General features: G+C 45.3%; 19 protein-coding genes. 12 read left to right on the forward strand and 7 right to left on the reverse strand.

Translation table 11 applies throughout. The features are described 5' to 3' along the window. Positions 1–209 precede the first annotated feature (209 nt). The 5 genes from BK026_RS01245 (at position 210) to BK026_RS01265 (ending at position 7922) form a co-directional block, all read left to right on the forward strand. Entirely contained in the window at positions 210–3932 is a 3723-nt protein-coding gene (locus BK026_RS01245) for an ATP-binding protein (protein ID WP_071814161.1), read from the forward strand. Beyond that, positions 3929–4564: a hypothetical protein gene (locus BK026_RS01250; RefSeq protein ID WP_071814162.1), complete on the forward strand. Its 636-nt coding sequence runs from the start codon at positions 3929–3931 to the stop codon at positions 4562–4564. Before BK026_RS01245 ends, BK026_RS01250 begins: the two co-directional genes overlap by 4 nt. Continuing rightward, the gene (locus tag BK026_RS01255) at positions 4561–5778 is read left to right on the forward strand and encodes a phosphoenolpyruvate carboxylase (RefSeq protein WP_071814163.1); all 1218 of its coding nucleotides are present in this window, start codon (positions 4561–4563) and stop codon (positions 5776–5778) included. The genes BK026_RS01250 and BK026_RS01255 overlap by 4 nt, the downstream gene beginning before the upstream one ends. 460 nt (positions 5779–6238) lie before the next feature. Next, positions 6239–6631, forward strand: a complete 393-nt coding sequence (locus BK026_RS01260; protein WP_071814164.1) for a TerB family tellurite resistance protein — start codon at positions 6239–6241, stop codon at positions 6629–6631. A 34-nt stretch (positions 6632–6665) separates the two neighbouring features. After that, on the forward strand, positions 6666–7922 hold the full coding sequence (locus tag BK026_RS01265; protein ID WP_071814165.1) for a carboxylesterase: 1257 nt from the start codon (positions 6666–6668) through the stop codon (positions 7920–7922). A gap of 231 nt (positions 7923–8153) precedes the next feature. On the opposite strand, the gene BK026_RS01270 is transcribed toward BK026_RS01265, so the two are convergent. The 3 genes from BK026_RS01270 to BK026_RS01280 all read right to left on the reverse strand — a co-directional run bounded on the left by BK026_RS01270 (position 8154) and on the right by BK026_RS01280 (position 14362). Beyond that, a complete protein-coding gene (locus BK026_RS01270; protein ID WP_071814166.1) occupies positions 8154–11270 on the reverse strand; it encodes an efflux RND transporter permease subunit in 3117 nt (1038 codons plus the stop codon). Further along, positions 11263–12318: an efflux RND transporter periplasmic adaptor subunit gene (locus BK026_RS01275; protein ID WP_071814167.1), complete on the reverse strand. Its 1056-nt coding sequence runs from the start codon at positions 12316–12318 to the stop codon at positions 11263–11265. Before BK026_RS01275 ends, BK026_RS01270 begins: the two co-directional genes overlap by 8 nt. Before the next feature lie 262 nt (positions 12319–12580). Next, the gene (locus BK026_RS01280) at positions 12581–14362 is read right to left on the reverse strand and encodes an ABC transporter transmembrane domain-containing protein (RefSeq protein WP_071817426.1); all 1782 of its coding nucleotides are present in this window, start codon (positions 14360–14362) and stop codon (positions 12581–12583) included. A gap of 382 nt (positions 14363–14744) precedes the next feature. Between BK026_RS01280 and rpsP the strand changes: the two genes are divergently transcribed. The 4 genes from rpsP to rplS are packed head-to-tail and all read left to right on the forward strand — an operon-like array spanning position 14745 to position 16681. Next, positions 14745–14996, forward strand: a complete 252-nt coding sequence (gene rpsP, locus BK026_RS01285) for a 30S ribosomal protein S16 (protein ID WP_014948832.1) — start codon at positions 14745–14747, stop codon at positions 14994–14996. Positions 14997–15019: 23 nt separating this feature from the next. Further along, positions 15020–15541, forward strand: a complete 522-nt coding sequence (gene rimM / locus BK026_RS01290; RefSeq protein ID WP_039233395.1) for a ribosome maturation factor RimM — start codon at positions 15020–15022, stop codon at positions 15539–15541. Next, on the forward strand, positions 15542–16303 hold the full coding sequence (gene trmD / locus BK026_RS01295) for a tRNA (guanosine(37)-N1)-methyltransferase TrmD (protein ID WP_014948834.1): 762 nt from the start codon (positions 15542–15544) through the stop codon (positions 16301–16303). It begins immediately after the preceding gene. Positions 16304–16321: 18 nt separating this feature from the next. Continuing rightward, positions 16322–16681: a 50S ribosomal protein L19 gene (gene rplS, locus BK026_RS01300; RefSeq protein ID WP_024015986.1), complete on the forward strand. Its 360-nt coding sequence runs from the start codon at positions 16322–16324 to the stop codon at positions 16679–16681. 75 nt (positions 16682–16756) lie between these two features. Here rplS and BK026_RS01305 read toward each other — a convergent pair whose 3' ends face one another. Continuing rightward, on the reverse strand, positions 16757–18817 hold the full coding sequence (locus BK026_RS01305; protein ID WP_071814168.1) for a S8 family serine peptidase: 2061 nt from the start codon (positions 18815–18817) through the stop codon (positions 16757–16759). A 179-nt stretch (positions 18818–18996) separates the two neighbouring features. On the opposite strand from BK026_RS01305, the gene BK026_RS01310 reads away from it, so the two are divergent. Next, positions 18997–19647 (forward strand): trimeric intracellular cation channel family protein, encoded by a 651-nt coding sequence (locus BK026_RS01310; protein ID WP_071814169.1) that lies wholly within the window; start codon positions 18997–18999, stop codon positions 19645–19647. Positions 19648–19769: 122 nt separating this feature from the next. On the opposite strand, the gene BK026_RS01315 is transcribed toward BK026_RS01310, so the two are convergent. After that, positions 19770–20486, reverse strand: a complete 717-nt coding sequence (locus BK026_RS01315; RefSeq protein ID WP_071817427.1) for an enoyl-CoA hydratase/isomerase family protein — start codon at positions 20484–20486, stop codon at positions 19770–19772. Positions 20487–20901: 415 nt separating this feature from the next. Between BK026_RS01315 and BK026_RS01320 the strand changes: the two genes are divergently transcribed. Together BK026_RS01320 and tyrA are read left to right on the forward strand one after the other, a co-directional pair. Continuing rightward, positions 20902–21990 (forward strand): 3-deoxy-7-phosphoheptulonate synthase, encoded by a 1089-nt coding sequence (locus BK026_RS01320; protein ID WP_071814170.1) that lies wholly within the window; start codon positions 20902–20904, stop codon positions 21988–21990. 39 nt (positions 21991–22029) lie between these two features. Further along, positions 22030–23175, forward strand: coding sequence for a bifunctional chorismate mutase/prephenate dehydrogenase (tyrA, locus tag BK026_RS01325; RefSeq protein ID WP_071814171.1), 1146 nt, complete (start codon positions 22030–22032; stop codon positions 23173–23175). Positions 23176–23211: 36 nt separating this feature from the next. On the opposite strand, the gene pheA is transcribed toward tyrA, so the two are convergent. Together pheA and BK026_RS01335 are read right to left on the reverse strand one after the other, a co-directional pair. Then, positions 23212–24393: a prephenate dehydratase gene (gene pheA, locus BK026_RS01330; RefSeq protein ID WP_071814172.1), complete on the reverse strand. Its 1182-nt coding sequence runs from the start codon at positions 24391–24393 to the stop codon at positions 23212–23214. A gap of 284 nt (positions 24394–24677) precedes the next feature. Then, positions 24678–25478, reverse strand: coding sequence for a response regulator (locus tag BK026_RS01335; protein ID WP_071814173.1), 801 nt, complete (start codon positions 25476–25478; stop codon positions 24678–24680). Positions 25479–25502 lie beyond the last annotated feature (24 nt).

A 25502-nucleotide genomic window follows, 5' to 3' on the forward strand; every position in this document is an offset into this window, starting at 1 on the left:
GATAGAAATTTTTGACCTCAACAGCACGCTTTATAACCAACAAATGACTGCACATCTGTGCAAATTCGTGAATTCATAATACACTGACGGGCTACATCGTGCGCATGTGCTCGCTTTCTTTTAGGTATGCAACTTTTACCCTATCAAAGCAGGTACAGTTTTGTGCTGTGTGAGCGTTCACCCGGCAGAGTTATTGATACAGGAACACTATGGCAGGCTTAAAACGTATTATTCTTATCGACACGCATTTACCAGGCGTGGTCGAGCTAAAGCTTGATGGACACACCAATATTTGTGGTACCAATGCATCAGGGAAAACCACGCTTCAACGACTTATTCCCGTGTTTTACGGCGAGTATCCTAGCCGCGTGGTACCGGCAACCCGTGACAGCTTTGAACGCTGGTACTTGCCTCGTTTATCTAGCTTTATCATCTATGAATACACGCGTGCCGAAGGTGATCTATGCCAAGCAGTGTTAAGTTCAAACGGTACGGGCGTTAATTATCGTTTAATTGGCAAGCCATTTGAAATCAGTGACTACTTAATAGAGCAAAAGAACGGCAAACACGCCAGTGTAAGCAGCGCCGAGCTTGCACGCGCCATGAAGCGCAACAACATATTGGTTACGAGCTTACTTAATACGAAAGACTTCCGCGCCATCATTCAAAACGATCACGGTGTGCTTAACCAGAGTAACAATGCCCGTGAGCTATTAGGCTACGCCAAAATCTTTAGCCTTTGCGAACCGTCGAAACACATGCGCCACATCGAGAAACTGGCTAAAGCGGTTCACTCGAAAGAAGGCAAGATGGAAACCATCAAGGCCATGATTGCCGCCATTTTAGAAGAGGATGGCGTTACGCCACCTACTTCAGGCTTAAGCCGCCACCGCGTTGATGACTGGATTAAAGAATGTCACTTAATTAAACAATTCGACAAAATTCGCCCTGAGTTTTCTAAACTCGAACAAGCTGACATGGCGCTAACCACAACAGAGCAAGTGCTTGCTAACCTTAAGCATAGCTTCGAGCTTGATAAGACCTACTTGGCTGCGCGGGTTGAAACAACAAAGAATGAACTGGATGAGAATAGCTTCCAGCGCAAACAAACGGACAGCGAGTGGGGTGATACCCGTGATCACCTAAACCAGGTTATTTCATCTGCTCGCGCAGATGTTGAGAAGTTCACCAGTGAACTTGATACGGTTGAGCGTGAATTCGATAAGTGGCAAGACGACAATATTGAGCAGCTTAAAGAAGACGTCGCCAATTTGTCGCAGTGGCAAAATGAAAAGGCCATGGCCGATAGTCGCTATGTACTGCTTACTGAAAAACACCAAGATATTGAGTCGGCCTACAACAAGCGCTTGGCTGAGCTAGGTGAAAAGCTGTCAATCACTTTAGAAGAAATGTCAGCCGCACGCCAAGAAGCCGCAGAGAATAAAGCTGAGCAGCAGCAGAGCGAGCGTGAAGCATTAAGTCGTATTCAGAGCGACTACAATAGCCAGCTAAGCGCGCTTCAGAACGATTACCAAAATAGTTTGAATGAGTTAAAGGTAGCTGAAGCTGAACTGAAAGCTTCACTTAACAATGCAGGCTACAACGAATTTGAACAATCTCAGCTAGATATTCTTGATGCGGCCATAAAAGAAGCATCGATTAATGAAGATGCAGCGCGGGGTGAGCTGCGACAAGCGCAGCAGGCGCACAGCAAATCAGTTGAGTTTCGCAAAGAGTGTTCTAATGCGTTAGATAAAGCGCGCAACGCCTTTCAACAAGAAGAAAAAGCGGTTAACAAAATTAATGCGCTTCTTTACCCTGGCGAAGGCTCGCTACTTGAGTTCTTGCGTGCCAATGTCGATGACTGGGAGTTATCGTTAGGTAAAGTTGTGCGCCCTGAGCTACTAGAGCGCACTGATTTAGCGCCTGTTATGGCAAAAGATGCACAAGGCGACAGCGATACCTTTATGGGCGTTAAGTTAGCACTTACTGAACTTGATACCCCAGACTATGCTTGTACCGAACAAGCCCTTAAGCAGCAACTGCAAGAAGCTGAAATTCGTCAAGCCGCTGCCCTTGCTGCGCAGAACGAATGCGAACAGCGCTTGGCGAAAGCGAACGAAGATGTGCGCAACGCCGAGCTTGTGGTTACCCAAAAAGACAACGCCGTTAAAAGTGCCGAAGCCAGCCGTAAACGCGCACAGCAAGACCGCGATACGGTACTTAGTGAATATCAGCAGGCGCTTTCTGCACGTAAGCAAAAAGCCAAAACTAAGCTTGAAGCGAACCAGCAGTCGCAAAAGCAAGCGAAGGCGCAGTTTGAGCTTAGTCGTGACGAAATCAAAGATCAGCAGCGCGAAGCGGAAACCGAACACAAATTTCACTGGCAGCAGCTCATCGCTGACAGTGAAGCACGTATATCTCAACTTGATAGCGACATGCGTAAGGCGAAAGACAATGCTGCCCAAGACCGCAAAGATATGCAGGATTGGCTAGAAAGCGAATTGAGCAATCGCGGTGTGGATGTTGATGAAATAGGTCTGCTTAAAAAGCAAATCAATAAGCTTAAAGAAGACATTACGCGCACTGAAACCCACCGTCATAAAGTAGCCGACTACGAGCGTTGGTACACTAACGTATTTACCAAGCAAAAAGTGGTATGGCAGGAGGGCTTGTCTAAGTCGCGTAAGCTATTGGGTGAATCTGAGCGTAACTTAGCCAGCAAACAAGCAACCTATAAAGCGAACCGCGAACAGCTTCAAGAGCAGCACGGACAGCTTGAAACTACGCTTAAAACTGCCAGTGAGCACCTGGAACAGGTTAAAACCTTAAGTAAATCTCTGGCCAAGCTTACGCTTCAAGCGGGTGATGAAACGGCTGAAATTAAGCACGACGATGTAAGTATTGGTCAGCGTATCTCAGAAGTGCAAAGCCAGCTTCAAGAGCGCGAAAACTTGCTAAGCGATATTCGCGCCTATGTAGAGCGGTTCGATCAGCTTATTGCCGCGCAAGCGGGCACAGGGCTATCTGATACGTGGGAGCGCGCCCGTGAAGAGTGTGCAACGCTGAACGCCCACGGCGTGAAGAGCTTTGATCACCGCCGTATGGTGTCGCATTTAGCACAGCTTCTAAACGTGATTGTCCCGCAGAAGCTACAGGGCTTGCGTGAGCAAGGCCGTATCTTTGGCGCCGATCTTTCGCAATACTACTTTGTACTTGCCGATATCGATAAACGCATTGTGTCGCAAAGCCGCCGTATTACCCAAGAGGTCGACGGCGACCTTTCTCTTGATGGTGTATCAGACTCGGCTGTTAAAATTCGCTCACGCATTAGTGAACTTGAATTCTGGCCTGAACTTGAGCAATTCAGAAAGCTCTATGAGCACTGGATGGAAGAGGGGGCTAACGAGTTACCAGAGGAAGAGTACGGTCAAAGTATGCGCCGGGTTCTTGATATTCTTGGCCGTGCAGCGCTTACGGGCGGTATTAGCAAGCTACTTGATATCGAACTTCACCTACGTGAAGGTAAAAGTGACCTTGTTATTCGTACCGACCGCCAGCTTAACGAGTCATCAAGCCACGGTATGGCCTACCTAATCTTGTGTAAATTCTTACTCGCTTTCACACGTCTGCTGCGCGGCGATGCCGACGCCACAGTGCATTGGCCTATCGATGAACTAGGTACACTTCACCAAAACAACGTGAAGAAAATCTTTGAAGCGTGTCAAAACAATAATATTAGTGTAGTTGGCGCATTCCCTAACCCTGAATCAGAAGTATTGACGCTGTTTGAAAACCGCTACTTGATAGATAAGGTAACCCGCCAACTGCAGGTGGTTCAGCCCAAAGCAAGCGCTATAGGGGCGCGCATTAAACAGAAAAAAGAAGCAGAAAAGAACGGTGAAGTAGCAGGTGAGGAGACATCAGCATGATGACAGAACAAGGCCGTGTACTGAGTGCACTTTTACAAGGCACGTTTATTTGTCAGGTGACCGATGAAGAGGCGTGGCGTTTTCTTAAATCAAGAGACAATGCTGCTCAGTTAGAACCTCATTTAGCGTTATTAAATCGTACATTATCGACCACCGCTGAAGGTGACGTATTCTTTGCCAGCTTTCTCACCATTGGTGAAAACGAGCGCAAAGTGCTTACACAGCAGTTCCAAGATACAGCATCTAACCTAGTGCCTCTGGTAGAGTGGTTGCTGCTGGTTCAGCAAGCTAATGAATCTGATATGCCCATTACCATGGGTAGCGCGATTCGATTGAACGAGCTGCAAACTACCATTGAAGATACGCCCGCCTATGCTGAGCAGCTAGAAAAAATTTCGCGCTATCGCATGTTTGGCTCTACCAGCGTGAATTTGGATGGTCAGCTAAAGCAGGTGTTTAAACGCTTAACTGAAATGGGTTATCTGATTAAGCCAAACCCAGATAAACAGATTTATTTGGGCACAGGCAAAATTGAACACCTTTACGAAATGCTACGCTTTATTGATGAAACTGAAGCGCTGAGCTTATCTGAGCAGGCGGAGGCCGCTATTTCGCAAGGTAGCTTGATATGAGCCAGGTGTTAATTCAGGCAGGGACTAAATTATTGAACGCATTGGGTCGTCACAGCGACCTCATCATGCAGGCGTACATTAATGGTTCTGTAAAAGAGCGCGATCACAGCCCAAAGGTATTAGAACAGCTTGTTCAACTAGGCGTGTTGTGGCGCCCGGAAGCGCAAAGCGAGCTGCGTTTGAAAAGCGCGGTAAGAACGCTTTTAGAGGGGAGTTTACAAGACGAGCGCAACCGGACTATCAACGCCAATATTGGTGCGTCGCTGGCAAGCCTTAAAACCCTAACCGAGCACTATAAAGAAGCCCTTCACTACAACAAATATAATGAAGCGGCAGCCCACATGGGCGATTTAACCGAGCATGTCTATCAGCTTTCAGAATCGTTGAGTAATAGCGTGCGTGTTATGTTTGGCCGTATTAACAATGAGTTTGGCTACGTGTCTTCGGTTGAAGCTAAAATTCGCGAAAATGAGCTAGCGCAAGGACAGGTAACCGACTTACTTGCCCAGCTTGAGTGTTTCCGCTTCGATGAGTTAAGTGAACTGGCAGGTTCTAACCGTGAACTTCGTCACTTGCTGGTAGTGTCCCTGCAGCAGCGCTTTGCCAAGGCCGCACAGGAGTTATCAGTAGTACAGGCACGCTTATTAGACTTGTTGGGTCGGTTTAGAGAGTTCCAAGGTCGAACACGCTTACTCAAAGGCTTCTTGCTACACATGGAGCAGCAGCCTGATTTTGCGCCAGGCAACTACGCTAACCTGACTAACGTACCTGTTCTGTTTAATCAATCGGACGCGATTATTGCCAATGCAGCGCCTGATGTTAACAACGTTGAGCATGAAGCCGATTATCAGAATATTGTGGCGTCGTTAACCCACGTACACAAACGTCAGACTAAGCACGAAGACACGAAACCGGTCGACATTGATGTGACTGAGCAATCGACCCTGTCGCTTGAGAAAGATCCATTGCAGCAAGCGGTAGAAGCGTATTTCTGTGAAGTTATCGATTCCGGTCAGCCTAAAACGGCGCTGGATTACTTTGAAGAACACGCCTTAGACTTTGACCCTGAAGTGTGGATTTATCAGGTGATCGGGGGGTATCAAGCCTTGAACGATGAAGATAAGCAGTTTTTTGCATTAGAATCCCATGGTAATAACGATAAAGTCTATACGGGTAATTTCTATATAAACGATATCACCTTGGGCTTGCGTTAACGGGTCTTTTTAATTTTTACTATAAGCTACAAATTGGGTCTGGCCCACGTGTACAAAGGTGTGCCAGACTTTTATCCTACTTTAGCGGTTTAAACTCATCCCTCTTTTCTACCTATTAATCACTGGTATTCTAATCAATTTTTTGCCATTTTTTGCGATATGTGACACTTGGAACCTGTTGAAAAAGACCTATAATGCAATAGGTGTTTACACTTATTTAACATTGTGAACTAAAAGCTTCATCGCTGCGTAATGTTACCGTCAATTCTGCGGTCTACATTGTTGGTCCTGTTAAGCCTTGGAACCAAAGTAAAGGTTTACAGGTCCTATTGCAGTTAATCAGCGGCTAAAGTGTTTTCGATGTTTAATAGCGCAATGTAGACACAGAAGATTATCGCTACTGCTAGGATGCAGAGCATGTTGTGGTACTGCCGCGTACAGTACGAAGAGGAAAAGTGTTATGCAATTATCAGAACAACAAAGTTTTAACCAAGCCCTTATCAAGCTTTCAGTTTTACTTTATCAAGTCGACGGAATGGTTACGCTGTCTGAACAAGACTACCTGAATACAATGGTTGAGTCGCTGGACTGGCAAAGTCCGATTTGCCGTGAAGCTTTTCTAAACGATACTATTTATCAAACCCGAAAGGCCATTGACACCGGCGATGCTATTAGTTTCTTACGTAGCTTAAAGCACGATCTGTCGTTCGATGCCGAGAAAACGTTAGAGGTTGCAATGGCGATAACGGGTGTTGATGGCGAGCGAAGCGAGGAAGAAACCGAGCTTCTATCATTACTTACCCATAAATTACTCGCCAAGGCATTAGTTTCGGGCAAAGATACACTGCAATAATTGCTTCTAATTTCCATAAGCCTACACGTTACCCATGCCAAGTATTACTTATAAAGCAGCATATGCATGTGCTGCTTCCCTCGCGCTGTTCTGGCTAAGTGGTTGTCATTCGTCGCACAGTCCGCAGTTCAGCGCCAGTGCACAGGCTTTTCCTGTGGGAGTACAGCCTTTCGATAATTACTTAGGTGACGTTGAAAGTTACCTGCAGGAACATAGAACGTTTATTTCAAACAAAAAAGCCAAAGAATTATTCATGAATATGCCGTTTGAATGCGGCACGCAATTCCGCGATATTGGCGTTTTGCTAGTTCATGGGTTAGGCGACTCACCTTACTTTTTTCGAGATATTGCCAACGCCATGTGCAATGAAGGTATTCACGTAAGAACCATCTTGTTGCCGGGCCACGGCTCAAAACCCGGAGACATGCTAAACGTTACTTATCAGCAGTGGCAGACAGAAACGAATCATCACATACGGCTATTTTCCAAAGAAGTAGACAATCTCTACATTGGTGGCTTTTCTACGGGCGCTAATTTGACCACAATAGCAAGCTTTTCAATGACTGAAGAACTCGATATTAAAGGGCTCATGCATTTTTCACCAGCCTTTAAATCACGCTTCTTTGTGTCCCGTTTAGCGCCCTATATCGATTCATTATTTCCTTGGCCTAATGTCGAAGAAGAAGATAACCCAAGCCGCTATAACTCCACCGCAATGCCTGGCTTCGCTGCTTATCAGGAAAGCGTAAATGTGCTTCAAGATTTGTTTACGCGCTCTGATAAAGAAGAGCGAACGTTGAATCTACCTGTACTCATGGTGGTGGCAGAAAAAGACAGCGTGGTAGATACCGCCATAATCGCTGAGCAATTTAGAGACAATTTTACTCATCCACACAAGTGTTTATTATGGCAGGGTGAGAAAGCCCCTGAGGTGCCTGAGAATACGCTCATCATGCAAACCATGAATGTCCCCGAACAGCGAATTAGTGCTGCGTCACACATGAGTACACTTTTTTCTGACGAGAACCCACTATATGGCATAGAGAGTGACTTTCGCATATGTGATAACGGCCAGGGTAGTGACGCTGAAGCGCGCTGCAAAGCGGGCGAGGAAGTGTGGTACGGGCCGTGGGGATTTAAGCCCGACAACGCTGATGAAGCGTTAGCAAGTAATAAGCAAGACCGAGTGTATGCTAGGCTAACCTACAACCCATACTTTGATAGGATGGTCGATCAACTTCTCGCTTTTACCGGCAAGGCGAAAGTCAAAGCGTTCTGTAAAACCTATTAGGGCAATTATCTATGCGGATTGATATTATAATGTAGTCCATTTAGAAGCGCTAACCACAGCCGTATTCTAATAAAAACGCCCAAGCTTTAACGCGAGACGTAACACCTATTGTTGTTACAATACACCTAGCTTGGGCGTCTCAAAGATTTCTCTCACTGAATTAAGCAGCATCATAAAAAAACGATTAGATGCCGCTTAAAAAGGCATGGCACCTACCGAAGAGGGACTGCCTTACAATTGCTGTGCATTGGCTTCTTCCATTTCCCTTTCAAGCTTAGTGCTTTCATCGGCACGAGGCTTGGTAAAGCGAGCAAGTGCGAGATACAACACTGGAGTCAGGTAAAGGGTGAATACAACAGCGATACCTAAACCACCAAAAACAACCCAACCAATAGCATTGCGAGCTTCGGCACCAGCGCCTGTGGAAAGGATTAATGGTAGACCGCCCAGTATTGTTGAAACCAGCGTCATCATAATAGGGCGTAAACGCACTTTACCAGCTTCAACAATGGCGTCATAAATCTCGTAGCCTTTATCGCGAAGTTGATCGGCAAATTCAATGAGTAATATGGCATTCTTAGCAAGAAGACCAATTAACATGACAAGTCCAATTTGCGAGTAAACATTAATGCTCGTGCCGGTTAAAAAGAGTGCATACACAGCAGCAGCAATACCAAACGGAACGGTAAGCATAACCACAACCGCACTATTCACACTTTCAAATTGTGCAGCTAATACCAGTAGGACGATAACAAACGCTAAGATGTAGGTGAGAGCAACTTGCTTTGACGTTTCTTCAAAAGTCTGAGCTTCACCTAAGAATACCAACCCAATGCCATCAGGCAGAGTCTCGAGTGCTAAAGTCCGAATTTCTTCCACCACATCGCTAAGCGCCACATCTTCAGGCAATTCCATTTCTACCTTAATGGCACGCCGCTGCGCTTGGCGCTCTAGTTCGGCAGCAACGCCTTCCTCACTAATAAAGGCTACACTTGATAGAGGCACTAGGTTTCCATCGGTGCTTTTTACGAAAAGACTGGTAAGGTCAGACGGGTCTAAAGTGCTACGATTATTGGTTTGTAGCATAATTGGAATCGCTTGATCGCCCACGTTTAAGTCGGCGATATCATCACCATTAACCGCAGCGCGAAGCGTGCTGGCAATATCAGTTAGCGGTACGCCTAATTCTTCAGCACGGCGACGGTCAATGTTTACACGCATTTGTGGTTGAGTTGGATCGTAGCTAATTCTCGGTCTACCGAGTTCGGGTAAGTTTTCCTCTAGTTGGCGAGAAAAATTCTGTGCTGCTAGAAAGATATTCTCATAGGTGTCGCCAGTGAGAGCAATTTCTAAGCCGCCACCTTGGCCTCGCAAGTTAAGACTGTTGCCGCCAAAAGCATTGCCGGGCGCGCCAGGTATTTGCTGTAATTTAGGGCGGATTTCGTTTACTACATCTTGCAGTGACTTATCTCGTTCATCCCAGTGTTTTAGTGGGGCAGTGATAAATACGATATTTGGGTCCCACGAGCCTACGACGGTATAAATCGAATCAATCGTGCCGTTCTCTACATAAGGAAGCAGTAGCTCTTCCATTTTTTCTGCTTGCCTATCCATAAAATTAAGACCAGCGCCGTCAGGGCCGCGGGCGAAGATGCGTATTGTGCCTCTGTCTTCACTTGGCAAAAGCTCATTATCGATATTTTGCGACAAAATATAAGCGCCACCGCCTGCTGCTAAACTTAACACTCCCACTATCCAGCCGTGTTTTAGTGCCTTTAATAATGACGCTTGATACACCCGTAAGCAGGCGTTACCAAATCGGCCAAAGGTCTTGCTAAACAATCCATTTTCTTTTGTCTTTTTTACTTTAAGACGAGCGGTGAGCGCGGGAACTAGCGAAAGCGCAACAAAAGAAGAGATAACCACTGCGCCAGCTAATACGCCGCCGAACTCCCTAAATAAACGACCAGCGGTCGACGGGAGGAAAGCGATAGGAATAAATACAGATGCGAGCACTGCTGTTGTTGCTACGACAGCAAAAAAAACTTCCCGAGTGCCGATTACAGCAGCGGCGCGAGCACCTAAACCCATGCTTCTGCGACGTTGGATGTTTTCAGAAACAACGATTGCGTCGTCGACGATCATACCCGTAGCCAACACGAGAGCAAGCAGGGTAAGAATGTTGATTGAAAACCCCATACCCCAAATAATCGCTAGCGCGCCGGCGAGTGAAACGGGAATGGAAAGTGCAGGGACGATGGTAGCGCGCCACGAACCAATAAATACTAATAACGTGACGACAACCAGAGCAATAGTTAGGCTTAGCGATATGACAACTTCTTTCACTGAATCACGAATGAACTCTGCATCGTCTGCAGTCACGACAATATTCATGTCAGTGAACCGTTTATCAAGGTCGCTAACCATTTCCAACACTTCATCAGAAATTTCAATGGTGTTAGAACTCGCTTGACGGATTACGCCGACTCCGATTACTGGCGTTCCGTCTAGGCGCACAACGCTTGACGTATCGGCAGGTCCAAAATAAACACTTGCCACGTCGTTTATTCTGATATCTCCGGTCACAACAATACTGCCGACATCTTCAGCTGAGACCGAAGTTGCGTCAGCGCGTACGATCAACGCTTGGTCTGCTGATTGAATACTACCGGCAGGAACATCGAAAGGGGCGAGTGCCAATGCATTAGCCACGTCACTCATTGACAAACCAAAGCTAGTGAGACGAAGCGGATCAACAGAAACACGTAAAACGCGCGCTCTGTCGCCGTTAAGTGTAACGTCTGCAACCCCAGGAATACTTAAAAAGAGAGGCGCTACGTCAGTATCGACCCTTTCAGTCAGCGTTTCCATATCGAGGGTGTCACTGGATATAGCAAGACTTACTACTGCTTGAGCATCGCTGTCGGCACGTATAATAGCGACTTGCTCAACGTCTTCTGGAAGTTGACGCTGCACGCGGCTTACTGATTCCCTTACTTCATTAGCGGCGTCTTCTAAATTTACGCCAGGTCGAAATTCGACGCGCACTCTTGCTGAGTTTTCCTCACTTTGCGCGTAAATATTCTTAACACCGCTTACTCGCGCTACCGCACCTTCTAAACGTCCAGTCACTTCCGCATCAACAGTTTCAGGTGAAGCACCGGGAAATTGCGCAGTAACGGTAACACGTGGAGTATCGACATCGGGAAGTTCGCGTACTTCTAAGCCACTTAACGCTGCAAAGCCCGCAATCGCAATAAGAAGGTTAAGTACCACGATTAAAACAGGACGTCTTATCGCGACAGAGGGTAAGTCATTGGTCGGTGTTGAAAGCTGTTGTTCACTCACCCGCTGGTCCTCCAGCCAATTCAGTTGTTATAGCTTGTCCATTGCGTAGGCGTTGTACACCCTCTGCAATTAGCGAGTCGCCTTCGTTTAGATCACCTGAAACAAGAATTATGCCTCTTAACCGCTGGTGAACGCTAACATCAACCTTTTTCGCTTTTCCATTCTCGGCAAGCCAAATATAAGCTCCTGTTGCTCCCCACAACAGCGCCGCTTCAGGAATAGCTGCGTAGCGGTCACCTTCAATGCTCAACGCAACTCGAAAACTCATGCCGGGTCGAAATTTATCTGCGGAGTTGTCTAAAAGAGCGCGAGCGCGTAATGTACGATCCGTCTCATTAATGCGAGAATCGATTTGCGCTATTTCGGCACTCACAGATGTACCTTTGTCACTCCATGGCTCCAAAGTTACGCTGGGCGCGTTTAGCAGTACCGGGAGTGCTGATTCAGGAGCCTTAAAGTTGACAAAAAGCTTATTTCGCTTGTCGAGTGTTGTGATGATGGTTTGCTCATTTATTCGATCGCCTACCTCTACGTCCGTAATTCCTACAACGCCGTCAAAGGGGGCGACAATATGTCTGTCTTCGTAGTCTGCCTGCGCTTCTTCTAACGCTACCTCAGCAAGATCTCTTTGTGTTTTTGCAAGGTCCAGCTCGCTGACGGGGACTGCGCCTTGTTGATAGCTTGACGTTAGACGTTCTACGGTGCGTTGTGCATCTTCTAGTGTCAGCTTAGCTCTTTTCAGTGCAGTTTTTTGACGTCTGTCGTCTAAACGTAGCAACACTTTACCTTTTTCAACGTATTGACCAGGCGTGAAATTTATTTCAACTACTTCATCTGCAACCGGAGAGAATAAAACAATTGAGCGAAGTGCTTCTGCACTGCCAACCGCCTCGACTTTTCGCGTTTCATTTATGAATTCAATAGGCTTGGTAACCACAAGCTTTGCTTGCCTGTCGCCCATAAATTGCGCATTGACATGTGTGGTGACCAATAAAAATACGAACAGCCATGTTCGTGAAACCGGTACACTAAAAAAAGACTTTTTCATTTTTAACCCGCAGCGTAATTAGGCTTTTGACCGATGTTGTCCAATTCCTTTATCGCTTAGCATTAACAGCGAACGCTTTTTATACAGCGAAAAACGGTAAGCGACGTCTATAAAAAACAGTATTTGAAGAGACAAATCGCTATACGGATTGAAAATTGTACAAACAGTGTCTAGGGAGCCTTTAATTTTTGTTTTACCAAAGCGTTCATAAAACGCTCAATTGGTTGACCTTTATTTTGTACCGTATAGCAACACAGGCAGTTCAGCTAAGCAATTGCAGTTCAGCGTATTCCCTGTACAAGGTATCGCTTTTCATCAAAGATGCATGATCGCCAACAGCGACAACCCGACCTTTATCCATTACCAGTATTCGATCTGCATGTTGAACTGTCGCAAGTCGATGGGCGATCACGATACTTGTTTTACCAATCATCAGTCGGTCTATGGCTTGTTGAACCATTCGCTCACTCATAGCATCGAGTGCACTAGTGGCTTCATCAAGGAGCAAGATAGGGCGGTCAGCAAGAATGGCGCGAGCGATGGCAATGCGCTGCCGTTGTCCCCCGGATAATTTTACGCCGCGTTCCCCCAATTGCGTTTTATAGCGATCATCTAAGCTGTCTATAAACTCATGAGCAAACGCTTGTTTTGCAGCTAAAATAACATCGTCATCTGAAGCAGATGGATTTCCATAGCGAATGTTTTCGAGTACGGTGTCTGCAAACACAACAGGCTCTTGTGTGACAACCGCAATCTGTCTGCGGAGGTCTTTAACGGGCAATTCATGTATTGGTTGACCGTTAACTGCGATATAACCCGAATCAGGATCGTAAAAACGCATTAATAGCTGAAAAAGTGTCGTTTTACCGGCACCACTTGCTCCAACTAATGCAAGTCGTTCACCCGGGCTAACTTGAATGGTCAATTCGTTAAATAATTGCTTTGAGCCCGGGTAAGCAAAGTTTACATTGTGAACGAGGATAGAGGGAGCAGAAGTCACGCTGACATTTTGATGATTGGTGCGACCAGTGCTGAGATCACTGCTACCCGAAGACACAATTGCTGGGATAGTTTGATAGAGCTCGTAGAGGCGCTCACTTGCGCCAACGCCTCGCTGTACTTCACCAATCACTTCACTGATGGTAGCAATGCTGCCGCCTGCCATTACCGCATAAAACAAAAATGCAGAGAGCTCGCCAACAGAAATTGCCCCATCTAACACCTGGCGGGCGCCTACCCACGCGATAAAAATAATGGCAGTCATACTGATGCACATAATGCAACCAATTAGCAATGAACGATAGTGAATACGCTTTTTAGCGGTATCCATAGCGAGCTCGACCTTCTTTGCAAAGTGCTGTCGTTCAGTATGCTCAGCAGTGTACGCTTGTACAGTCATGATTTCATGAAGGCTTTCGTCTATTCGTGCTCCTAAGTCTGCTACTTTGTCCTGACTTTCTTTTGCGTATCGACGTACTTGAGGCGCCAATACTTTTATTGGCACCAGTACAGCGGGGACTGCAACGATCACGCAAAAAGTGAGGAGAGGACTGGAAATGGCCATTAGTACAAGCGCCCCAGAGAAGGTGACAAGCGAACGTAGTGTCATCGAAAGGCTCATGCCTACAACCGTTTGAATAATAGTGGTATCACTTGTAAAACGGGAAATCACCTCTCCAGTTCTTAGCTCTGCAAAAAAAGAAGGGGGAAGTGAAAGTAAGTGCGAATATACTTGGTTTCTTATGTCGGCACTCACGCGCTCACCTAACCATGTCATCAAGTAAAAGCGAGCGTACGTTGCTATACATGCCACAATCGTAATGGCTAATACGATTACTGTTGCTTTATTTAATGTATCAGAGGCATTTTCTACAAAACCATTATCAATCGCATATTTAATACCTTGCCCAAGTAATAGCCATGCAATTGCTGCTGTGAATAGGGCAATAACTGCACCAATTACCTGTGCTTTATACTTAATTAGGTGTGAACCGACCCAACTCAACACTTGTTTGGTTGATACTTTTGCTAGCGGTGTTGTCAAGTTTACCTCTTTTCGTGCGTTCTCGTTTAATGTGTTGGTATTGACCGGTATGGCAAAAGAGATACGTTTGCCGCAACGTTTACGATTATAACAACGGTATTTAACACTGAGATAAGGCAAATTCACAAGCCCATTTATCGCTGCTAATGCGTTGATGCCCGACTCCCACACGAGCCCGTAGAGTGTTTATTGATTATCTTAAATATCAAGCGGAGGACTTAGTTCGTTTTAACACGCCTTGATTTATGTTTATTCCTAGACTTTTACTTGCATTGAGCAGTGAGATCCGTATAATTCGGCGGCCTTCTAATTGGCGTCTAATTTTTAGTCGTTGAATGAAGGCTTAAGTTAACGGTAACGCTACAACGAGTTTGAGGCATTTATGGTTACTATTCGTTTACAGCGTGGTGGCGCGAAAAAGCGTCCATTTTATCAACTAGTGGTGGCTGATAGCCGTCGTGCAAGAAACGGTCGTTTCATTGAAAACATCGGTTTCTTCAACCCAACTGCACAAGGTCAAGCGGAACGTCTTCGCGTAGATCTAGAGCGTGTTGAATACTGGGTTGGCGTAGGCGCGAGCTTATCAGATCGCGTTTCTAGTTTGGTAAAAGAAGCGAAAAAATCTGCAGCGTAAGCTGTTATTAACTGGTGGTATAGATGAGTCTAGCGTCTGACAAAGTGATTGTTGGCAAAATTGGCGCACCGTACGGTGTTAAAGGTTGGGTCAAAATCAACAGCTATACAGAAACGCCAGAAGGTATTTTTGAGTACGCGCCATGGTTTCTTGGCGATGAAAAAGAATACCAAATTGACCAGTGGCGACCGCACGGTAAAAGCCTCGTTGCAAAAATTGTGGGCGTTGATAGTCGAGATGATGCCGAGCGCATCAAAAACTTGGATATCAACATAAATGCTTCACAGCTGCCTGATTTAGGCGACGAAGGGGTTTATTGGCGTGAGCTCACCGGCATGAAAGTAGTAACAACGCAAGGTTACGACTTGGGTGTGGTGAAAGAAGTGTTTAATACAGGTGCTAACGACGTGATTCACGTTAAAGCGAATGTAGGCGATGCTTTTGGTCAAAAAGAAAGACTATTACCTTTTGTATTTGACGAAGTCGTACAAGAGGTGGATAAGGAAGCGAAGGTCATTAAAGTTGACTGGGACCCGGGGTTTTAAGTGACACCGGAAAAGTGGTTCGGCGTTGTTAGCCTGTTTCCAGATATGTTCGCCCCTTTTACCCAACAGGGTGTTATAGGTCGAGCAGTTAAGTCTGGAACGTTATCGGTTGACACCTTCAACCCCCGTGACTTTACACATGATCGCCATCGTACAGTAGACGATCGCCCCTACGGAGGCGGACCCGGTATGCTGATGATGGTAAAACCGCTAACCGACGCAATACAAGCTGCCAAGAAAGTGGGTGGCGAAAAAAGTAAGGTGATCTACTTATCACCACAAGGGAAACCCCTTGACCAAGCAGGCGTTCAGCGCCTTGCTAACATTGACCGCACAATTTTAATTTGCGGCCGATATGAAGGCATCGACGAGCGAGTGATCGAAAGCCATGTAGATGAAGAAGTCTCTATTGGTGATTACGTGTTAAGCGGCGGTGAACTACCAGCAATGGTCCTTATGGACGCGGTTGCTCGATTAGTTCCTGGCGTGTTGGGGCATAAAGCCTCAGCAGTTGAAGATTCCTTCACTGACGGTCTTTTGGATTGTCCGCACTATACGCGGCCCGAAATACTCGATGGTCAAAAGGTACCTGATGTGTTGTTAAGTGGGGACCATGAAAAAATTAGGCAGTGGCGATTGATGCAATCATTAGGTAGAACCTGGCAGCGTCGCCCTGAATTGTTAAATCACCTAGCTCTGACTGAGGAGCAGCAGCGTTTGCTTGAATTATTCCAAGCGCAACTGCAGCAAGATGACAGTTAACTAGGACGAGAGGATATGATGAGCAAAGTCAGTCAAGATATCATCAAAAAAATCGAAGAAGCACAGCTAAAGACTGATGTTCCTGCGTTTGGTCCAGGTGACACAGTAGTTGTTAAAGTTCGCGTTACCGAAGGTGACAAAGAGCGTCTTCAGGCTTATGAAGGTGTTGTTATCGCTAAACGTAACCGTGGTCTGCACTCGTCTTTTACCGTGCGTAAAATTTCTAGCGGCGAAGGCGTTGAGCGTGTGTTCCAAACACACAGCCCGGCAGTTTCTTCAATTGAAGTGAAACGTCGCGGTGCGGTTCGTCGTGCTAAGCTTTACTATCTACGTGAGCGTTCAGGTAAATCTGCACGTATCAAAGAGAAGCTTAACTAAGATTACTAATCCTTGCGTTATTGTTAACTTCGAAAAAGCCCGCGTTAAGCGGGCTTTTTTGTTTCTCATCAGCAGTTAATTCGACGCGCTTGTAATATCGGTTTTGATATTGTACGCCGTTGCAAGACTTATAAACCCTGTCACTCTAAGAAAGTAAGTGCCTGCTTCTTTGGGTGAAAAAGTGATTACTTCTGGGTTGTCAAGAGATGCACTAAAGGCAATTTCGCTGCCATCTGGAGCAACTAAATAGAAGTCCAAATCAGCAATACCGTCCCAAGAAAGGGAAGAGACAACTTCAATGTCATTGGCTGATATTTCTAAAGGTATATTTTGAACCGTTAGGTTTTCAACAGAGGGCCCCATCAAACCGGTGTCATTCTGCGTTCTACTTGAAAAGGTAGCGTCGCTATTTAATACAGTGCCGTCTACGTCAATATGGTCAAGTGCGAGAAACCCTTTGTCTAATTTCAGCTCAATTTTATGCGTACCATCACCAAAATCATCGAAGGCGATACTGACAAGTTTAGGATCATTAGATGACGCATTTTTATCGTAAACAGTCGCAGTTTCAAAATATTCGCCGTCTACATAAAGTTCTACGGCTGCTGCTTGTGCGCGACTTGTTGCAATAGAGAAGCGTACTCGATCACCATTAATGGTTGCGCTGACTGATTTTGATACCGTGTCCATTTGCGTGTTACCGAACGACATTTTTTGCCAATCGCCTGAATAGGATAAACGCGGGTCATTGCTATCTACACGCGTCCAATTACCCTGGCTTGACCATAGCGTATCGCCGGTAAGAAATGTACCCATTTTGCCTTCAACCTGTCCTGCCAGTTCTACGGCTTTTTTTACATCCACATAACCTGTGCCAACTTGGTGGGGTTTAAAGCCTGGCATTGGTTCTGCAGTTTCTTTAATGATAGCTTCTACTTGGTCTGGCGATAGCGATGGGTTCTTCTCAAGCAATAATGCTGCAACCCCTGCTATGAAAGGCGTCGCCATAGATGTGCCGCTGATAGTGTGATAGTGGAGCGCGTAAGTAGGGTTGCTTAAATCTAATACTGGCCCCATTGCGCCAATTGCGGTATTTGGTGCCCTAGTAGACGTAATACCTTGTCCCGGTGCAGTTATATCTGGAAGTTTAAGTTCGTCCCCCTCCACACCTCGGCTAGAAAAATCTGCGAGAAGTTTATCACTCGTTCCTGCTGCAACGTTTATCACCCAAGGGGCAATTGCATATTGGTTCAATGTGTTGTCATCAGGACCGGAGTTTGATGCGGCAAAGCTGACTACCATCCCTTTGCGGTAAGCTTCGAAGGATGCAACGTTAATCGGGTTGTTCGGATCGAATGCGCCACCATCGCCACCACCCCAGCTGTTGGTGATAATGTCAATGTCGAGGCGTTCTTGATTCGCGATAGCATAATCAAAGCCTAGTAAGCCATAAAGAATAGAGATCCCTTCTCCTGCACCTAAACCAACGATTTTCGCGTCAGGCGCGATGCCGTCGTGGTAGTAAGGGCGGCGAGGATCGCCTGCTGAGGCTTGCCCTGTACCTGCAACTGTTCCTGCAACATGGGTGCCGTGTCCTGAACTTGTATCGGAATTCGGTACACCTTCAATAAACGTATTTATACCGCCTGCCAGATCCAAGTCTCCGACTATTTTTACATTTTCACTTGTTTTGTCGCGCAAAGGTAAGTCCGGGTGTGTGGCATCAACACCTGAATCGAGTACCGCAACGGTAACGCCGCGGCCCGTTACGTTAAGAAAGTCCTGTACGAAATGGCCGCCCGTGATTTCGCCTGACGTGTAGTTGCTATATTCAAGAGGCAAGTTTTGATAGAGGCTTTTTACATTAGGGTTTTTTTCTAGCGCCTCTATTTGTGTTTTTGTAAGCGATGCTGCAACCATTGGCAGGGTTTTCAGAGATAAGTAGGGTATGGCTAACGCTTGTATTGATGAATTTAGCGTTTCGCTCTCTGTTCCTGTAATGATTACTTCATAGGGCCCTGCTTGGTTTGAAAGTGCGGTAGCTAGATTAGGGCCGATTAAAGCATCTGCGTTAACTGCGTTTGAAGCTAGTATACTTGTCGTTAGTAATGATAGTGAAAGGATTGGATGTTTCATCCGTATACTCCAGTATTGTTATTTTTTGTGCATCATTTGCCACTATTAACTTGCCAAAGCTTGCAAGAGTTACCTATGAGGATTTACCCCTAGCTAAGCTGGTGAAGCACGTATAGACAACTGGTCAGCGCTTTCGACTCAAAGAAGCACGCCGTAAAAAGGAGGAGAGATAACAGAAAATGACTTCAAACTATTTTATGTTTTTGAATATTATTGGCGTCGCGTTTTTTGCTGTTTCTGGTGCATTAATGGGGCACAAGAAGCAAATTAATGGGTTTGGTATTGTTGTTGTCGGCGTAATGACAGCCCTTGGCGGGGGAACAATTCGAGATCTCTTATTAGGTAAACCTATTTTTTGGGTGACAGTGTCTGACTATCTTTTTGTCACGTACTTAGCTATTTTGTGTACTGTTTTGTTTGTAAGATATATGCCATCGCCTTCAAACTTTTTCTTCATATTAATGGATGCAATCGGTTTAGCCATTTTTAATATTGTCGGCATAGAAAAAGCGCTCATAGAAGGTACGGGAATGACCGTTGCCCTGACAATGGGAATGACGACAGGCATTTTCGGTGGATTAATGCGTGATGTCGTTTGCAGAGAGATTCCTCTTGTTATGAGAGGAGACCTGTATGCTAGCGCTTGTCTCGCTGGAGGCCTTGCTTACGCACTGCTTTTCTCATTAGATGTAGCTTATGTATGGTGCATTGTGGGTGCGCTACATGTTACGGTATTGCTGCGTATTGGCTCTGTTTACTGGAATTGGCGGGTTGACCTCTTTCACAAACGCACACACAAGGATCGTGGATTCAAAATACGCAAGCAGTGATTTGATAAGGTTGCTTTATTTACCATGACGTTGGAACAACCACATATTGCACCTCGCTTGTTGACTTTAATCCGCTAAAGCCAAATAAAATGTGTACTGAAATGGTCAACACGCTTTGCTAATTACACCATAAGTGAAAGCGACGCTATCAAGGGCTTATTCTGTGTATCAATAGTCTCAATGATATGTTTGTGCAAACGCTTTTTATGCTCGCCAAATATTGCCCTTTTTTTGTCAAACGTTTGCGCGTAATTTAGTGCCCCTTCCATTAGCAGTTCTTTTGAATCGTACGCTTTTTCAATGACATTATCGTTTTCTAGCTCCCTACCAGATACTCGTCTACCAGACAGCTTCATTTCGTTAAATCTATGATACGGAATAGCTTTTTTAACAAATTCGATCATGCCCGGTAAAAAAGGAATAGAAAGATCTACTTCAGGGAAACAGAAAAAGCCTTTATCAGCCAGCATAAAGCGAAAATCGCATGCACAAGTAAGAATGGCACCGTTTCCAAAGGCATGACCGTTGATAGCTGCAATTACGGGCATAGGGAAAAGAAGAAGCCTTTTAAACACGTCATCCATATTTCGCATAAAGCCTTTAATTTCGTCAAACTTTTGCGTTTTCATGGCGGGCATCAGCCAGTCAGTGTCTATTCCTAAGCTAAAAGATTTTTCGTCATCTGAAGTGATGATGAGGGCTTTGCTTTCACTGTTTAGCTCAACTTTCTTTAAGGCTTCTAGCATTGCTTTCGCGAATGCGGGGTTGTGCCGATTTTCACCATTTTTCATGGTAATAATTGCGACGCTTCCCTGGTAGGTTGTTTCCACTGGATTCATAAATTTCTCATTTAAAAATTGTACAGTCGTCGGTCTTTGATTGAAATTGTGCACTATTGAAGTTACGAATAGAAATAGAACATATTTATTGTTGATAATCGGCATTGTCATAGCGCTGGCGCTCGCGACATATTTTTCAATCGCCGACCTTTTACTGGTGGCCAAAATATAACCTATGGAAGTCGGGTGAAAAGTTTTGTTGACAATTTTTTTTACTATGGCAGCTAAAAACAATATCATATTGAAGTATTCGATGTAATAACTTGCGTTGTTATTCTTGGCTTGTTAAAAAGTCAATGGCAATTTAAAAAATGTATAATTTCTATATGTAAACCTTTGTTTACGCTTTGAGCTCTGCTCTTTTAGCGTTTGAGTTTACCTTTATAATTTGTAGTTAAGAGAGTAATGAAGCCCCATGATTAAGGACACTGTTAATAATGTTCACGTAAGCACTGAAGATGTGCTTATAACCCCTGATGACTTAAGTGCAGAGCTTCCTGTGTCAGATAAAGCGCTGGAAGCAATATCAGAATCGAGGAAAATCGTTTCAGATATTATCCACCGCCGAGATCACAGATTGCTTGTTGTATGTGGGCCATGCTCTATCCACGACATTGACGCAGCGAAAGAGTACGCGTTAAAGCTAAAAGAGCTGCATGAGTCGTGTAAAGATACATTGTTCATCGTCATGCGTGTTTACTTTGAGAAGCCGCGCACAACAACAGGGTGGAAAGGACTGATTAACGACCCGCATATCGACGGTACATTTGATATCGAAACAGGCCTTCGCAAAGCACGAGAATTGTTAATTTGGTTGGCAGAACTAGAATTACCCGTGGCCACGGAAGCGTTAGACCCGATCAGTCCCCAGTATTTGGCTGAGTTATTCAGTTGGGCTGCAATTGGAGCGAGAACCTCAGAATCACAAACGCATCGTGAAATGGCAAGCGGTTTGTCGATGCCAGTAGGTTTTAAAAACGGTACTGACGGAAGTCTCGATATTGCAATCAATGCATTGAAATCAGCGGCGTCTGGACATCGTTTTATGGGGATCAATAAGCAAGGCCAAGTAAGTATAATTGGCACAAGTGGTAACCCAGACGGCCATATAATCCTTCGTGGAGGCAAGCAACCGAATTATGACTCGGTATGCGTGTCTGAATGCGAAGTAGAATTAGAGGGAGCCGGGCTTACGGCAGGTCTAGTTGTTGATTGCAGCCATGCGAACTCGGCAAAAGACTACCGTCGACAGCCATTGGTTGCGCAAAATGTTGTGAATCAAATTCTAGAAGGTAACCAGTCAATCATTGGTGTAATGTTAGAAAGTCACCTTAAACCTGGTAACCAAAAGGCGGAAGGTAAAAAGCCAGAAGAGTTAGAGTATGGCGTGTCTATTACTGACGGATGTATTGACTGGGAAAGTACGGAAAACTTAATTGCTCAAACCAGAGATAAATTGATAACTGTGTTACCCTTACGCCAAAACAAGCGCACGGTGGCATAAATCTTAGCACCGTGCCTTTTGCCCAAAGGATAAGACGATATGGCCGATTTTTCGCAGCAGCTTGAAGAGCTGCGCGAAGGTATAGACGAGTTGGATACTCAGCTCGTCGAACTACTAGCAAAGCGCAACCACATTACGACCCAAGTTGGCAAGCTGAAAGCTGAGGCAGGCATGCCCGTTTATGTCCCTGCTCGTGAAAAGGCGCTTATCGCTTCACGACGCGCTCAGGCTGAACTGTTAGGGGTGTCACCAGATTTGACGGAAGATCTCCTACGTCGAGTCATGCGCGAGTCATATCATACGCAAAACAACCAATACCGATGTGTAAACGAAAGTGTTGGAAACGTCGTTGTTATTGGCGGCGAGGGTGCCTTAGGGCGGGTGTTCGTTAGCTTGTTTGAGCGCAGTCGGTACAAGGTTTCCGTTGTTGAAAAAGACGACTGGCAGAGCGGCCGTGCAGCCGACGTGCTAAGCCAAGCTGCGCTTGTCGTGGTTGCAGTGCCAATAAATGTAACTGAAAAAACCATTGCTAAACTTACGATGCTGCCTAAAAGTTGTGTTTTGGCAGATATTACCAGTATCAAAGTAAAGCCTCTCGAAGCAATGCTTAAAGTGCACGATGGGCCTGTTGTTGGTCTACATCCTATGTTTGGTCCCGATGCGCCAGGGATGATAAAACAGGTAGTTGTTGTGTGTGAAGGCAGAGAAAGTAGCAAGTACGATTGGCTTATCGAGCAAATGCGTATTTGGGGGGCCACTATCCACGCAAGCAGTGCGCACGAACATGACCAGGCAATGGCGTATATTCAGGTTATGCGGCACTTCAATACCTTTGTTTATGGACAGCATTTAAAAGGCGAAGATCCTAATCTTGAATCTTTGACAATGTTCAGTTCACCTATTTATCGTTTAGAGCTTGCAATGGTTGGTCGTTTATTTGCTCAGTCACCACAGCTATATGCGGATATTATATTCAACAACCCCGATAACTTCGCGTTGTTGCGCCGTTTTTATGAGCGCTTCGGCTTAGCTCTCTCGCTATTGGAAAATGGGAATAAAAACGAATTTATAGCGCAGTTTGCGAGCGTGGGTGATTGGTTTGGCGACTATGCTAAAAAGTGTTTGGCAGACAGTAAACAAATGCTTTTAAAGGCCGATGACGGACAGCTATTAAGAGATAAGTAGAGTGCAGCTTGTTAGCTGCACTCTTTTCCGATGACGTTATTGGGCCAGTGCACTGGCCGCGGCAACCTTTGTCGGGCTTATTTCTTCGCTTGGGTAGCAGCCAAGCACTTTAATATATCGTGTTATGCCTCTTAGCGCGTCTAATGCAGTTTGAACAGGACCGTCCTCGACATTACCTTCCACGTCGATGTAGAACATTTCCTCCCAAGGGTTTCCTGGAATTGGTCGAGATTCAAGTTTTGTCATATTGATGTTGTTTTCTCTTAAAACGAGCAATGCCTCAACAAGCGCGCCGGGCTTTTGAACGGTAGACATTACTAGCGTTGTTTTAGCTGGCACTTGAAGGGGAACGACAACTGGGTTTCGCGCTACAACAATAAAGCGACTGTGGTTTTCTTTCTGATTTGCCAAATTACTCTTTATGGCGATGAGGCCATACAGGTTACCACCAGCTTCACTGCCAATTGCGGCAACATCGTCTCGTTGTAATTCACTTACCGTGAGCATTGCTGAGGAAGTGCTGTCCATGGTCTTTACCTCAACGTTACCTAGTTCCGCTAGAAAGTGGCTACACTGGGTAAACACTTGAGGATGTGCATAGAGAGTTTTTATCTTGTCTACGGTTGTGTTTTGGCTCACCAGAAGCGTATGGCGAATAGGGTGAGTAAGCTCGCCGATAATGCTAAGTTGTGTATGCTGCAACTGGTCATAAACTTCATTTATACTGCCAGACGTTGTATTTTCAATGGGTAAAACGGCATAGTCTGCTTCGGCGTTTTCTACCTTGTGAATAATTTCTGCAAAACTTTGACAGCCCATTTCTAGAAGCTCGCCGGGGCGCCTAGAAAAATATTTTTGTGTGGCCAAGTATGAGTACGAACCTTTATCACCAAGAAACGCGACTCTGTTGAGCGGTAGCGCGCTTCCAGGGTTTGCGCGTTCAGCCAACATAGCTTGCTGATTTAGAACCGAGTCTTCGATAACAACGTGAAATACTTGCGTTACGTAATGTGGATCCAGCCCTATACTTTGCCCTTCTTTGATAAGGCGCACGAGTAGTTGTTCTTCGCGTTTATGATCTCTTACTGGAATATGGTGTTTTATTTTTGTTTCGGCTACTTCGTTAGTGAGTTTCCGGCGTTCGGCTAGCAAGCTAAGTAATTCACTGTCCAGCGCAGTAATACGCTGTCTAACAGTATCTAGTGCATTGTTTGGCATAGTTGTTCCGTATATTGGTTTCGCAAAAATTTCAAAATCTTAAGCTAAAAAAAAACCTCCCACATGGGAGGTTTTTAGCATGCAGATGCGCCTCCCTAATGAAAGGTTATAAACGCAAAGAAAGGGCAAACTGCATGTTGTGTAATCTTTTTCATAATTTTGAATGTATGACTAATGCGCAATGGTGTCAATGAATTTTTACAATCGCCGATGCTTTTTTTTGTTATATGTCTTGTAAATTTTCTCTAGATAAAGCAGGCGTCAGTGCATCGGCTAGCCTACACTCAATTGCCTAGTAGTGCTGACAACATCTGTCTTACTTCGTTCGGCTCAAAAGGTTTATCACACAATGCATTTACACCGGTCTGCTGAATGTTCGCCATGTGTGCGCTATCCGCTGATTCAGACGTCACCATAATGATAGGAATATGCGCAGTTTCAGGGTTAAAGCGGATAAATTCTGATAATTCTCGTCCATCCATTTCTGGCATATTATAGTCAGTAACGACAAGGTCGAATGATTCATCTTTTATAAACGTCAGTGCCATTGCGCCATTTTCAGCTTCTTTGATACGCTGAAGACCCATTCCTTCAAGAACGCGCCTTATATGATTACGTGCAAGTTTACTGTCATCAACCAATAATACGCGCACGTCGTGTACATCAAAAAGCTCTAAATCTAACTCATCGTGATTGATCAAATCTAAACTTGCATTTAATGCTCGCGATAAATGCAGCGGCTCAAAGGGCTTAGGGAGAATAGCCGCAACGCCCGCTTGTTTGAATTCTTCGAGTTTTGTCATTCTGTTTTCGCTCGATACAAGCATGAAAGGAATAGACTTAAATTGGTCATCTTCTTTTATAAATTTGAGCAGTTCTAGGGCTGTACCGTCTTCGAAGTACATGGCACTAACGACGAGATCTGCCCCATGGGCTTTTATCGCTGAGCGCGCTTCAGAAAGTGTGCTGACGGGGTCAATCTCCCTCACGTTTTCTTTTAGCAGTAAGGTCGTAATAATCTTCCTCTGTGTATCAGAAGGTTCAACCAGAATTATGTGTAAATCAGAAATTGACAGCTTTTCCATTTCAGACTCTTTTTGTTATAGGTT

This window comes from Alteromonas sp. V450 (genome assembly GCF_001885075.1).
In the GTDB taxonomy this organism is placed as follows: Bacteria; Pseudomonadota; Gammaproteobacteria; order Enterobacterales; family Alteromonadaceae; genus Alteromonas.

Coding starts and splice junctions, on each gene's coding strand:
- BK026_RS01245 (WP_071814161.1), top strand. CDS start 210: ATGGCAGGCTTAAAACGTATTATTCTTATCGACACGCATTTACCAGGC.
- BK026_RS01250 (WP_071814162.1), top strand. CDS start 3,929: ATGATGACAGAACAAGGCCGTGTACTGAGTGCACTTTTACAAGGCACG.
- BK026_RS01255 (WP_071814163.1), top strand. CDS start 4,561: ATGAGCCAGGTGTTAATTCAGGCAGGGACTAAATTATTGAACGCATTG.
- BK026_RS01260 (WP_071814164.1), top strand. CDS start 6,239: ATGCAATTATCAGAACAACAAAGTTTTAACCAAGCCCTTATCAAGCTT.
- BK026_RS01265 (WP_071814165.1), top strand. CDS start 6,666: ATGCCAAGTATTACTTATAAAGCAGCATATGCATGTGCTGCTTCCCTC.
- BK026_RS01275 (WP_071814167.1), bottom strand. CDS start 12,318: ATGAAAAAGTCTTTTTTTAGTGTACCGGTTTCACGAACATGGCTGTTC.
- rpsP (WP_014948832.1), top strand. CDS start 14,745: ATGGTTACTATTCGTTTACAGCGTGGTGGCGCGAAAAAGCGTCCATTT.
- rimM (WP_039233395.1), top strand. CDS start 15,020: ATGAGTCTAGCGTCTGACAAAGTGATTGTTGGCAAAATTGGCGCACCG.
- rplS (WP_024015986.1), top strand. CDS start 16,322: ATGAGCAAAGTCAGTCAAGATATCATCAAAAAAATCGAAGAAGCACAG.
- BK026_RS01305 (WP_071814168.1), bottom strand. CDS start 18,817: ATGAAACATCCAATCCTTTCACTATCATTACTAACGACAAGTATACTA.
- BK026_RS01310 (WP_071814169.1), top strand. CDS start 18,997: ATGACTTCAAACTATTTTATGTTTTTGAATATTATTGGCGTCGCGTTT.
- BK026_RS01315 (WP_071817427.1), bottom strand. CDS start 20,486: ATGAATCCAGTGGAAACAACCTACCAGGGAAGCGTCGCAATTATTACC.
- BK026_RS01320 (WP_071814170.1), top strand. CDS start 20,902: ATGATTAAGGACACTGTTAATAATGTTCACGTAAGCACTGAAGATGTG.
- tyrA (WP_071814171.1), top strand. CDS start 22,030: ATGGCCGATTTTTCGCAGCAGCTTGAAGAGCTGCGCGAAGGTATAGAC.
- pheA (WP_071814172.1), bottom strand. CDS start 24,393: ATGCCAAACAATGCACTAGATACTGTTAGACAGCGTATTACTGCGCTG.
- BK026_RS01335 (WP_071814173.1), bottom strand. CDS start 25,478: ATGGAAAAGCTGTCAATTTCTGATTTACACATAATTCTGGTTGAACCT.